The sequence below is a fragment of the Burkholderia sp. Tr-20355 genome (assembly GCF_017104685.1).
In the GTDB taxonomy this organism is placed as follows: Bacteria; Pseudomonadota; Gammaproteobacteria; order Burkholderiales; family Burkholderiaceae; genus Burkholderia; species Burkholderia seminalis.
The window spans coordinates 1-11,284 of sequence record NZ_JAAGPK010000219.1 but is presented as its reverse complement, the minus strand read 5'-3'; the positions used below and the strand labels follow the sequence as shown (position 1 = coordinate 11,284).

At 67.1% G+C, this 11,284-nt stretch carries 9 protein-coding genes and 1 pseudogene; 1 reads left to right on the top strand and 9 read right to left on the bottom strand.

The features are described 5' to 3' along the window. The 3 genes from G3N62_RS31875 to G3N62_RS31865 all read right to left on the bottom strand — a co-directional run. Positions 1 to 1,286, bottom strand: a 1,286-nt coding sequence (locus tag G3N62_RS31875) for an ATP-dependent DNA helicase (protein WP_206141420.1), incomplete at its 3' end; no start/stop codon positions are given. Between the two features lie 55 nt (positions 1,287 to 1,341). Further along, the gene (locus G3N62_RS31870) at positions 1,342 to 1,557 is read right to left on the bottom strand and encodes a YdcH family protein (RefSeq protein ID WP_006478692.1); all 216 of its coding nucleotides are present in this window, start codon (positions 1,555 to 1,557) and stop codon (positions 1,342 to 1,344) included. 76 nt (positions 1,558 to 1,633) lie between these two features. Beyond that, the gene (locus G3N62_RS31865) at positions 1,634 to 2,386 is read right to left on the bottom strand and encodes a hypothetical protein (protein ID WP_034188627.1); all 753 of its coding nucleotides are present in this window, start codon (positions 2,384 to 2,386) and stop codon (positions 1,634 to 1,636) included. A 160-nt stretch (positions 2,387 to 2,546) separates the two neighbouring features. Here G3N62_RS31865 and G3N62_RS31860 point away from each other — a divergent pair, with 160 nt between their 5' ends. Continuing rightward, the gene (locus tag G3N62_RS31860) at positions 2,547 to 4,871 is read left to right on the top strand and encodes a Tex family protein (protein ID WP_034188628.1); all 2,325 of its coding nucleotides are present in this window, start codon (positions 2,547 to 2,549) and stop codon (positions 4,869 to 4,871) included. 102 nt (positions 4,872 to 4,973) lie between these two features. On the opposite strand, the gene G3N62_RS31855 is transcribed toward G3N62_RS31860, so the two are convergent. From G3N62_RS31855 to G3N62_RS31830, 6 genes and pseudogenes are all read right to left on the bottom strand, one after another. Continuing rightward, a complete protein-coding gene (locus G3N62_RS31855) occupies positions 4,974 to 6,890 on the bottom strand; it encodes a potassium transporter Kup (protein WP_049036608.1) in 1,917 nt (638 codons plus the stop codon). Positions 6,891 to 7,166: 276 nt separating this feature from the next. Further along, positions 7,167 to 7,763, bottom strand: coding sequence for a phosphoribosyltransferase (locus G3N62_RS31850; protein ID WP_006485899.1), 597 nt, complete (start codon positions 7,761 to 7,763; stop codon positions 7,167 to 7,169). Positions 7,764 to 7,770: 7 nt separating this feature from the next. Next, positions 7,771 to 9,117, bottom strand: a complete 1,347-nt coding sequence (locus tag G3N62_RS31845) for an adenylosuccinate synthase (RefSeq protein WP_034188630.1) — start codon at positions 9,115 to 9,117, stop codon at positions 7,771 to 7,773. A 113-nt stretch (positions 9,118 to 9,230) separates the two neighbouring features. Further along, positions 9,231 to 10,379: an ATP phosphoribosyltransferase regulatory subunit gene (locus G3N62_RS31840; RefSeq protein WP_034188631.1), complete on the bottom strand. Its 1,149-nt coding sequence runs from the start codon at positions 10,377 to 10,379 to the stop codon at positions 9,231 to 9,233. A 101-nt stretch (positions 10,380 to 10,480) separates the two neighbouring features. Continuing rightward, on the bottom strand, positions 10,481 to 10,672 hold the full coding sequence (locus G3N62_RS31835; protein ID WP_009687995.1) for a DUF2065 domain-containing protein: 192 nt from the start codon (positions 10,670 to 10,672) through the stop codon (positions 10,481 to 10,483). A gap of 36 nt (positions 10,673 to 10,708) precedes the next feature. Beyond that, a pseudogene (locus G3N62_RS31830) lies at positions 10,709 to 11,161 on the bottom strand (SPFH domain-containing protein); the annotation flags it as partial. Positions 11,162 to 11,284 lie beyond the last annotated feature (123 nt).

Below are 11,284 nucleotides of genomic sequence, written 5' to 3'. Positions count from 1 at the left end.
AGCAGATCCTGCAGCTCACGCGCGCGCCGCAGGCACGCGCCGAGCGACTCCGCCCGCTCGGCCTGGCTCGCGAGCGCCGACGCGAGCGCGTCGAGCGCCACGTCGAGCGCGTCGAGCGCGCCGAACATCGGATGATCGTCGCCGAGCTGCGCCAGCGACATGCGCACGATCTGGTCGTTCGCGAACGCGAGGCGCAAGTCGCGCGCCGCACGTTCGAGATCGCCGCCGAGCTTCACCCACTCGACCGCGTCGCGCGCGTGGCCCAGGCCCTCGGCCACCGTGTCGCGGGCGAGTTCGAGGATCTGCGTGGTCGACAGCGTCTCGCCGAAGAACAGCGTCGCCGTCTCCGGCAACTGGTGCGCTTCGTCGAAGATGACCGTGTTCGCGTTCGGCAGCAATTCGGCCATCCCGGTGTCGCGCAGCATGATGTCCGCGAAGAACAGGTGATGGTTGACGACCACCACGTCGGCCTGCTGCGCCTCGCGCCGCGCCTGCATCACGAAGCATTCCTTGTAATGCGGGCACTCCTGGCCGAGGCAGTTGTCGCGCGTCGACGTGACCATCGACCACACGGGCGCCGTTTCCGGCACGCTCGCGAGCTCGGCCTTGTCGCCGCTCTTCGTGATCTTCGCGAAGCGGACGATCTCCTGCAGATACGCGGTGTCCTGCCGCGACGGCAGGCGGCCGTTGTCGGCCGTGCGTTGCAGGTAGTAATGGCACAGGTAGTTGGCGCGCCCCTTGAGCATCGCCACCGACACCGGCACCGCGAGCGCGTTGCGCACGGTCGGAATGTCGCGCTGGAACAGCTGGTCCTGCAGGTGTTTCGTGCCGGTCGACACGATCACCTTGCCGCCCCACAGCATCGCGGGCACGAGATACGCGTAGGTCTTGCCGGTACCCGTACCGGCTTCGACGATCAGCGTGTTGTCGGCCGCATCGGTGTCGGATTCGGCTGATGCGGCGCCGTCCGCGCCCGGCTCGGCTGCCTTGTCGCCGTCGCCGAGGCGGCGCGCCGGCCGCTTGCGTGTTTCGAAGATCTCGGGCTCGGGCATCCGGCGCGCGGACGCTTCCATCGCCGACGCGACCGCGCGCGCCATCTCGATCTGCGAGGTACGCGGCCGGTAGCCGTCGAGCGCGCGCGCCAGCAACCCGCCCTCGCCGAAAATCGTGTCGAGTTCGTCGACGCGCTTGCGGCTCAGCTCGAAGGTGCCTTCGGGCGCACGAACGCGTCCGGCGGACGTCGCGTCACGCCGGGCATCGGGGGTGGCTTCAAGCGGTGAATTCAAGGCAAGCGTTCCTGTGTCCAGCGCCCGGGCGGCGCCGGCGCTTGCCAGGCCGCGCTCAGGCGCGCTTATCCGGTTCGAGCTGCGATTGCAGCAGAATGATTTTGTCCTTGGCTGCCAGCTTTTCCTTCTTCAGCCGGTGCAGCGTGATGTCGTCGATGTCGGAGTGTCCTTCCTTCAGCTCGATCTCCCGAGCGAGCTGCTGGTGCTGCTCCTGCAATGCAGCCAAACGGTTGTGCAATTCCTGCTGCTGTTCCGTGTGACGGTTTTGCATAGTTGCCTCCTCATCGAAGCAGCGCGGCGGCTGGCATGCCGACGCGCCCGAGACTGATCCCGATCAATCCAACACGTTACTGCCCCTGCTGTTGTTGCTGCCTGGCCTTCTCGGCCGCTTCCTGCTGACGTCGCTCGACATCGGCCTTGTGCTGCGCGGCTTCCTTCTGCTTCTGCTCGTAGCGCGCGGCGTTGTCCGCCCGCTCCTGCGCCTTCTGCGCCGCCTGCTGGTGCGCCTGGTCGAGCTTGCGCTGGAAGTCGCCCTGCTTCTGGTCGTATGCCTGCTTGCTCGCCGCGCGCTGCGGCCCTTCCGCGCCGCGCTGCGCCTGCTTCAGTGCATTCTGCTCCTGCTTGTCGCGGAACGCAGCCGCGTTCGCCGCATCGTTCGCCGCCCGCTGCGGCGCTTCCGCCGCGTTCTGCGCCTGCTTCAGTGCCTGCTGCTGGTCGCGCTGCTGCGCGCGCACCGCGCGCTGCTCGTCGTTGAGCGCGAGTTGCTCCTGACGGATGCTCGCGCGCTCGTCGCGCATCTGGTCGCGCGCCTTGCCGAGACAGTGATTGACGAAAAAGGTGCTGTAGCAATTATGCTCGGCCACCGCATAACGATAATCGTTTTCCGCGGTGCGTTGATTGAGCACTTTTTGACGGGCGTCGAAATCCGGTGCGGCGGAGGCCGCAACGGGCGCGGCCGCGACGGCGTCCGGCGCGGTTGCGCCCGAGGCTTGCGCGAACGCGCCGGAAGGCCCGGCGGACAAAGCCGCGGCGAGCGCTGCGCCGAGCGCGACGAGAGAAATTCGGGAAGTTGGCAACGTCGTAGGAAAGCTGCGGGACATGTGTCAAATTCTATCACCCCCGGCTGGACGCTCCGCCATTTATGGCAAAATGCCCCGCTTCACTCACCCGCGGCATCAGGCCCGTCGGGCCCGCCATGCAGCCCGCCGCGTCGGGCCTGCCGGCCCGCGCCGCGATTTCAGCAGGCAGATCATCCACGACATGACGGAAACCGTAGCACTCAAGATCGTACAGCGCATCGCCACCGAACTGTCCGTCCAGCCGCGCCAGGTCGCGGCGGCCGTGCAACTCCTCGACGAAGGCTCGACCGTTCCGTTCATTGCCCGGTACCGCAAGGAAGTGACCGGCAACCTGGACGACACGCAGCTGCGCCAGCTCGAGGAACGTCTCCTGTATCTGCGCGAACTCGAGGATCGCCGCGCGGCGATCCTGTCGAGCATCGACGAACAGGGCAAGCTGACGGACGAACTGCGCGCCGCGATCGACGCGGCCGACAGCAAGCAGGTGCTCGAAGACCTTTATCTGCCGTACAAGCCGAAACGCCGCACGCGTGCGCAGATCGCCCGCGAAGCCGGCCTCGAGCCGCTCGCGCAGGCCCTGCTCGCGAACCCGCTGCTCGACCCGCAGGCCGAGGCGGCCGCGTATGTCGACGCCGACAAGGGTGTCGCCGACGTGAAGGCCGCGCTCGACGGCGCGCGCGACATCCTGTCCGAACAGTTCGGCGAAACGGCCGAGCTGCTCGGCAAGCTGCGCGACTACCTGCACAACCAGGGCGTCGTGTCGTCGGCGGTCGTCGAGGGCAAGGAAAACGAGGAAGGCGAGAAATTCCGCGACTATTACGACTACGCGGAAACGATCAAGACCGTGCCGTCGCACCGCGCCCTCGCGCTGTTCCGCGGCCGCAACGCGGGCGTCCTGACGGTCAAGCTCGGCCTCGGCGAAGAGCTCGACGCGCAGGTGCCGCATCCCGGCGAGGCGATGATCGCGCGCCATTTCGGCATCGCGAACCAGAACCGCCCGGCCGACAAATGGCTGTCCGACGTCTGCCGCTGGTGCTGGCGCGTGAAGGTGCAGCCGCATATCGAGAACGAACTGCTCACGCAACTGCGCGAAACGGCCGAAACCGAGGCGATCCGCGTGTTCGCGCGCAACCTGAACGACCTGCTGCTGGCCGCGCCGGCCGGCCCGAAGGCCGTGATCGGTCTCGACCCCGGCCTGCGCACGGGCGTGAAGGTCGCGGTCGTCGACCGCACCGGCAAGGTGCTCGCGACCGACACGATCTACCCGCACGAGCCGCGCCGCGACTGGGACGGCTCGATCGCGAAACTCGCCCGCATCGCCGCGCAGACGCAGGCCGAACTCATCAGCATCGGCAACGGCACCGCGTCGCGCGAAACCGACAAGCTCGCGAGCGAACTGATCGCGAAACACCCGGAGCTGCGCCTGCAGAAGATCGTCGTGTCCGAAGCCGGCGCGTCGGTCTACTCGGCGTCCGAGCTCGCCGCGAAGGAATTCCCGGAGCTCGACGTATCGCTGCGCGGCGCCGTGTCGATCGCACGCCGCCTGCAGGACCCGCTCGCCGAGCTCGTGAAGATCGAGCCGAAGGCGATCGGCGTCGGCCAGTACCAGCACGACGTGAACCAGCGCGAACTCGCGCGTTCGCTCGACGCGGTCGTCGAGGATTGCGTGAACGCGGTCGGCGTCGACGCGAACACCGCATCGGTCCCGCTGCTGGCACGCGTGTCGGGCCTGAACGCGACGCTCGCCCGCAACATCGTCGACTACCGCGATGCGAACGGCCCGTTCCCGTCGCGCGAGCACCTGCGCAAGGTGCCGCGCCTCGGCGACAAGACCTTCGAGCAGGCCGCCGGCTTCCTGCGCATCAACGGCGGCGAGAACCCGCTCGACCGCTCGTCGGTGCACCCGGAAGCCTATCCGGTCGTCGAACGGATGCTCGCGAAGATCAACAAGCGCATCGACGACGTGCTCGGCAACCGCGAAGCGCTGTCGGGCCTGTCCCCGACGGAATTCGTTGACGAACGTTTCGGCCTGCCGACCGTGCGCGACATCCTGTCCGAACTGGAGAAACCGGGCCGCGATCCGAGGCCGGAATTCAAGACCGCGACGTTCCGCGAAGGCGTCGAGAAGGTGTCGGATCTCGTGCCGGGCATGACGCTCGAAGGCGTCGTGACGAACGTCGCCGCGTTCGGTGCGTTCGTGGATATCGGCGTCCATCAGGACGGCCTCGTCCATGTGTCCGCGATGTCGACGAAGTTCATCAAGGACCCGCACGAAGTCGTGAAGGCCGGCCAGGTCGTCAAGGTGAAGGTGCTCGACGTCGACGTGAAGCGCCAGCGCATTGCGCTGACGATGCGCCTCGACGACGACGCGGCAGCGCCCGGCATGTCGTCGCGCGGCGGCCAGGATCGCGGCAACGCGGCGCGCGGCGCGGCTCGCCCGCAGCGCTCGCGCGAGCCGGAACCGGCCGGCGCGATGGCCGCGGCATTCGCGAAGCTGAAGCGCTGAACACGCGAAAGCCGCCGCCAGAAGAAAGCCCGCCGAAAGGCGGGCTTTTTTATGCACCGGCAGCCGTGGCGCGCGGCTGAACGGCCCGCGCGCCGCGTCCGGTCAGATCTCGATCTTCGTGCCGAGCTCGACGACGCGGTTCGCCGGAATCGAGAAGAAGTCGGTCGGCTTCGCGGCGTTCTGGTGCATCCACGCGAACACGCGCTCGCGCCAGATCGACATCCCGGGCAGGTGGGTCGGCACGACCGTTTCGCGTGCGAGGAAGAACGACGTGTCCATCAGCTCGAACGTCATGTCGTGCGCGCGGCCGAATTCCTCGAGGACGGCCTTCACGTCCGGCGTCTCGTTGAAGCCGTACTCGGCCTTGACGATGTACAGCCCGCCGCCCGCATCGCGCGAGGTCTGGCGCTTGTCGTCGCGCACATAGGGAAAGTCGCGCGTGACGAACGTCAGGAAAATGGTCCGCTCGTGCAGCACCTTGTTGTGCTTCAGGTTGTGCAGCAGGCTGACGGGCACGAGCTTGTCGTTGCCGGTCAGGTAGATCGCGGTGCCCGATACGCGATGCGGCGGATGCGCGAGCAAGCCCTGCAGGAACGGCTCGAGCGGAATACCGTCGGCCGCCGTGCGTTCCTTGACGATGTGACGCCCCTTGTACCAGGTCATCAGCAGGAAGAACAGCAGCGCGCCGATGCCGAGCGGCAGCCAGCCGCCCTGCGCGACCTTCAGCAGGTTCGCGCCGAAGAAGCCGAGGTCGATCGCGAGGAACACGGTGATGATCGCGCCGACCAGCAACCGGTTCCAGTTCCACACCTTCACCATCACGACGCACGCGAGCACCGTGGTGATCACCATCGTCGCCGTCACCGCGATGCCGTACGCGGCCGCGAGATTGTCGGAGCTCTTGAAGCCGACCACGATGCAGAGGATCACGAACAGCAGCAGCCAGTTCACGACCGGCACGTAGATCTGGCCGATCGCGAGCTCGGACGTGTGCAGCACCTTCATGCGCGGCACGTAGCCGAGCTGGATCGCCTGCGACGTCAGCGAATAGGCGCCCGAGATCACGGCCTGCGACGCGATCACGGTCGCGACCGTCGACAGCACGACGAGCGGCAGCAGCCCCCATTCGGGCGCCAGCAGGAAGAACGGGTTTTCGATCGCTTTCGGATTCTGGATCAGCAGCGCGCCCTGGCCGAAGTAGTTCAGCACGAGCGACGGCATCACGAGCCCGTACGCGGCGATCCGGATCGGCTTCGCCCCGAAGTGGCCCATGTCCGCGTAGAGCGCTTCCGCGCCGGTCAGCACCAGCACGACCGAGCCGAGCACGACGTAGGCCTGCAGCAGGTGGTCGGCCATGAACGACGCCGCGTAATACGGGTTGACGGCCGCGATGATGCCCGGCACGCGCACGATGTGGTACACGCCGAGCGCCGCGATCACGACGAACCACAGCACCATGATCGGGCCGAACAGCTTGCCGACCAGTGCGGTGCCGTGACGCTGGATCCAGAACAGCGCGATCAGGATCACGATCGTGATCGGCAACACGAGGTGGGACAGGTGCGGCGTCGCGATTTCGAGACCTTCGACCGCCGACATCACCGAGATCGCCGGCGTGATCACCGCGTCGCCGTAGAACATGCACGCGCCGAAGATCCCGAGCGCCATCAGCGCGCCCGCGACGCGGGTCTTCGAGTCGAGCGGCCGCAGCGACAGCGCCATCAGCGCCAGCACGCCGCCTTCGCCGTTGTTGTCGGCCCGCATCACGAACAGCAGGTACTTGACGCCGACCACCAGGATGATTGCCCAGAACAGCAGCGAGATCACGCCGAGAATCGATCCTTCGGTGAGCGGAATGCCGTGTGCGGGGCTGAACGCCTCCTTCAGCGAATACAGCGGGCTGGTGCCGATGTCGCCGAACACGACGCCGATGGCTGCTATCGCTAGCGCCCGCATCGAGTGTTGTTGCGTCGAATGCGGCGCGTGTGCGGCGTCGGTCGCGTGGATCGTGTCGTTCATATGAAGCGTAATAATCGGGTCCGGGTCGGACAAAACGAGCGCTATTCTACTCGCGCCCCCGTGAAACGCCGCCCTGCTCTGTTGCCTTGGAACCACGTGATCCACGCTGCGCATGCAATCCGGCGCGAGCTGTGGCAGGGCTGCCATCATAGCCGGGGCAGCGCCGTCTGCCTACTATCGGATTCGTGAAACGCACCGCCCGACGCCCCCGCCGCGCAATGAAAAACGGCGCCGCAAGCGGCGCCGTACCAGGCTTTCCTTCGATCGGCCAGGCGCTTACGCGCCCGAACCGTCGCGCTGCGCGCGACCGCGCTTGATCCACGCCTCGAGGTTGTGCGGACGCACCGTGTCCCACTCCTCGAACGGCTGATGAATCCACGGATTCGTCGGCAGAAACTGCGTGTGATAGTCGGGCTTGACCTTCGAGCAACCCTTGTACCAGAGGACGGCCGAGCGGACGGCCGTCACGGACGGGTAACGCTCCTTCAGGTGCTCCTGCACGCGCGCGAGCGTGACGCCCGAATCGACGAGATCGTCGACCAGCAGCACGTTGCCCGCGAGGTTGCCGCGCGTCATCGTGATGTACTGCGCGATGTCGAGCTCACCCTGCTCGGTGCCGGCCGCTTCGCGGTACGAACTCGTCGCGAGGATCGCGAGCGGCACGTCGTAGATGCGCGACAGCTGGTCGCCGACGCGCAGGCCGCCGCGCGCGAGGCACAGGATCTGGTCGAACTTCCAGCCCGACGCGTGCACCTGGAGCGCGAGCAACTCGATCAGACGGTGATACTCGTCCCAGCCTACCCACAGGTTCTTGTCGTCGTTGCGCGGATCGGTCATCAAGTCTGCCGCCGTCATCGTGATTTGCTGCGTCATCTTGGAATTACACCTTGAACGGATGGCGGAGCAGGATCGTTTCGTCGCGGTCCGGGCCCGTCGACACCATGTCGACCGGCACGCCGGCCACGTCCTGGACACGGGACAGGTATGCCTGCGCGTTCACCGGCAGCGCATCCCACGTCTTGATGCCGACCGTGCTTTCCTTCCAGCCGGGGAACGTTTCGTATACGGGTTCGCAACGCGCCACGTCGGCGGCGCCGCGCGGCAGGATGTCCACGTCCTTGCCGTCGATCTTGTAGCCGACGCACAGCTTGACTTCGTCGAGGCCGTCGAGCACGTCGAGCTTCGTCATGCACAGGCCCGACACGCCGTTGATCTGGATCGAGCGGCGCAGCGCGGCTGCGTCGAGCCAGCCCGTGCGGCGCGGACGGCCGGTGACCGAACCGAATTCCTTGCCGACGTTCGCGAGCGTGACGCCGACCTGGTCCTGGCGCTGCGGATTGTCCGCATCGTACAGTTCGCTCGGGAACGGGCCCGAACCGACGCGCGTGCAATACGCCTTCGTGATGCCGAGGATGTAGTTGAGCTTCTGCGGACCGACGCCCGCGCCGGCCGACGCCGCGCCCGCGACGCAGTTGCTCGACGTGACGAACGGATAGGTGCCGTGGTCGATGTCGAGCAGCGTGCCCTGCGCGCCTTCGAACAGCAGGTTCTGGCCCGCGTTGTTCGCGTCGTACAGGCGGCGCGACACGTCGGCCACCATCGGCTTCAGGCGGTCGGCATAGCCGAGCATCGTGTCGAGCGTGGCCTGGAAATCGACGGCCGCGCCGCCCAGGTACTGGGTCAGCACGAAATTGTGGAAATCGAGGTTTTCGCGCAGGCGGTCGGCGAAGGTCTTCGCGTCGAACAGGTCCTGCACGCGCAGCGCGCGACGGCCGACCTTGTCTTCGTACGCCGGGCCGATGCCGCGGCCGGTCGTGCCGATCTTGCCCGCGCCCTTGCGCGCTTCGCGCGCCTGGTCGATCGCGATGTGGTACGGCAGGATCAGCGTCGTGGCTTCGGAGATGAACAGACGGTCGCGCACGTTCACGCCGGCTTCTTCGAGCTCGCCGATTTCCTTGAACAGTGCTTCGGGGGACAGGACGACGCCGTTGCCGATGTAGCAGGCGACGCCTTCACGCATGATGCCCGACGGAATGAGGCGCAAGATCGTTTTCTTGCCGCCGATGATGAGGGTGTGGCCGGCGTTGTGACCGCCCTGGAAACGCACGACGCCCTGAGCGTGGTCCGTCAGCCAGTCGACGATCTTGCCCTTGCCTTCATCACCCCATTGCGTTCCCACGACGACGACATTGCGCCCGGGAGTCACGTTCACTGCGCTGGCAGACATGTTGATTCGTTAGCTGGTTAAAAACGTATTCTACCTATGTTCGCGGGCGATTCCGAATTTTTCCGTTTCGCTTCAACGATATGCACGTCGAAGCACGGCCCGCGAACGCCTGTTTATCGGGGTTCGACCACCCATGCGCCGTCACGCTCGACGAGCGAACGATCGCATGCGAATTCGTCGAGCACGTGGTCGTGGCCGGGGAGTGCCTGGATCACGACCTCGCCCGCATCGCGCAGCGCGGCGACGGCCGCGCCCAGCGCGTCGTCCTGCGCCCACGGCGCGAGAATCGCGGTGCCGCGCGCCTCGACCGGCGAGATCCGCGCGAGCTCGCGCAGGTCGAGCGAGAAGCCCGTTGCCGGGCGCGCACGGCCGTACGCCTGGCCGACGTGGTCGTACCGGCCGCCGCGCGCGATCGCGTTCGGCACGCCGTCGATGTACGCGCTGAACATCGCGCCGCTGTGGTATGCATAACCGCGCAGGTCGGCGAGGTCGATCGCCACTTCCGCGCCCTTCGCCTGCGACGCGAGCTGCGCCAGATCGTCGAGCGCCCGCGTGATTTCCGGCAGCACCGGCAAGCGTGTGCGCGCCTCGGCGAGCACGCCCGCATCGCCGTAAAGGCTCGGCAGCGCGCGCAGCGCGGCGCGCGTATCGGCGCCGAGATCGTCGGTGAGTTCGTTCAGGAGCGGCACGTCCTTGCCCGACAGCGCGTCGTACAGCGACTCGCCGCGCTCGGCGGCCTGCGCGTCGCGCGCCAGCAGCGCCGCGAGCACGCCCGCATGGCCGAGGTCGAGACGGATGCGCGACAGGCCCGCGAGATGCAGCGCGTCGAGCATCAGCTGCTGGATCTCGAGGTCGGCTTCCAGCCCGGCATGCCCGTAGATTTCGGCACCGATCTGGATCTGCTCGCGCGTCGCGTGCAGGCCGCGCGGGCGCGTATGCATCACGTGGCCGGCGTAGCACAGGCGCGTCACGCCCTGGCGGTTCAACAGGTGCGCGTCGATCCGCGCGACCTGCGGCGTGATGTCGGCGCGCAGGCCGAGCGTGCGGCCCGACAGCTGGTCGACCAGCTTGAAGGTGCGCAGGCGCAGGTCGCTGCCGCCGCTCGTCAGCAGCGACTCGAGATACTCGAGCAACGGCGGCATCACCATTTCGTAGCCGTACGAACGGAAGCGGTCGAGCAGCCTGCGGCGCAGCTCCTCGATCTTGCGCGCTTCCGACGGCAGTACGTCGGCGATATTCTCGGGAAGTAACCAGGTCGACATCGGTACGGTCCTACGACGGGAAACGGCGCGCGCCACGCGCGCCGCGAGTTGAATCGGAACTTCGGAATCGGGCGGGACGGACGGCGGATGCGCCGTCCGGATCACGTGGCGAGCAGCAGCAGCACGAGCCCGAGCGCCATCACGATCAGGCCGCCGATCCGGATATGATGCGGCGGCCGCTCAGCTATTCTACGAAACGTGTCGCGCCAGGCGACGGGAAACACGAAGGGGAACGCCCCCTCGATGATCAGCATCAGCGCTACTGCGAGCAACAACGAGCCAGCCAGGTCCATGCGAGCGACGGCGCCGCTCGACGCGGCGCCTCAAAGTCAATGTTTGCGGGGAGCAGGCGCCGCCGGTGCGGCGCCGCCCGTCGGGCTGCGCATGAAGCGGAAGAACTCGCTGTCGGGATCGACGACGATGATGTCGTTGCGCTTGAACGTATTCCGGTAGGCCTGCAGGCTCGCGTAGAACTGATAGAACTGCGGATCGCGGCCGAACGCATCGGCGGCAATCGTCGCGGCCTTCGCGTCGCCCTCGCCCTTGATCGTCTGCGCGGACTTGTATGCGTTCGCGAGCACGGCCTGCTGCTCACGTTCGGCATCGGCCTTGATCCGCTCGACGTCGGCCGCGCCTTCCGCACGCACCTGCGCCGCCTGATCGCGCAGCGTGCCGATCATCCGTTGATAAACGGCATCCGTCTGTGCAGCCGGCAGGTCGACGCGCGTCAGCTGGACGTCGACGACGTCGACGCCGAAGCCCGACGCCTTCGCCTTGACCGCGACGCTCGACGGCTTCTCGCTGCTGGGCAAGACGCCCGCGAAATACACGGTGTCGACGTCGCTGTCGCGCGGCGGCGACCTGACGGCCGAAGGCGCGTTCAGTCTCGCGGCGAAGCAGGCCGA

Coding starts and splice junctions, on each gene's coding strand:
- G3N62_RS31870 (WP_006478692.1), bottom strand. CDS start 1,557: ATGCAAAACCGTCACACGGAACAGCAGCAGGAATTGCACAACCGTTTG.
- G3N62_RS31865 (WP_034188627.1), bottom strand. CDS start 2,386: ATGTCCCGCAGCTTTCCTACGACGTTGCCAACTTCCCGAATTTCTCTC.
- G3N62_RS31860 (WP_034188628.1), top strand. CDS start 2,547: ATGACGGAAACCGTAGCACTCAAGATCGTACAGCGCATCGCCACCGAA.
- G3N62_RS31855 (WP_049036608.1), bottom strand. CDS start 6,890: ATGAACGACACGATCCACGCGACCGACGCCGCACACGCGCCGCATTCG.
- G3N62_RS31850 (WP_006485899.1), bottom strand. CDS start 7,763: ATGACGCAGCAAATCACGATGACGGCGGCAGACTTGATGACCGATCCG.
- G3N62_RS31845 (WP_034188630.1), bottom strand. CDS start 9,117: ATGTCTGCCAGCGCAGTGAACGTGACTCCCGGGCGCAATGTCGTCGTC.
- G3N62_RS31840 (WP_034188631.1), bottom strand. CDS start 10,379: ATGTCGACCTGGTTACTTCCCGAGAATATCGCCGACGTACTGCCGTCG.
- G3N62_RS31835 (WP_009687995.1), bottom strand. CDS start 10,672: ATGGACCTGGCTGGCTCGTTGTTGCTCGCAGTAGCGCTGATGCTGATC.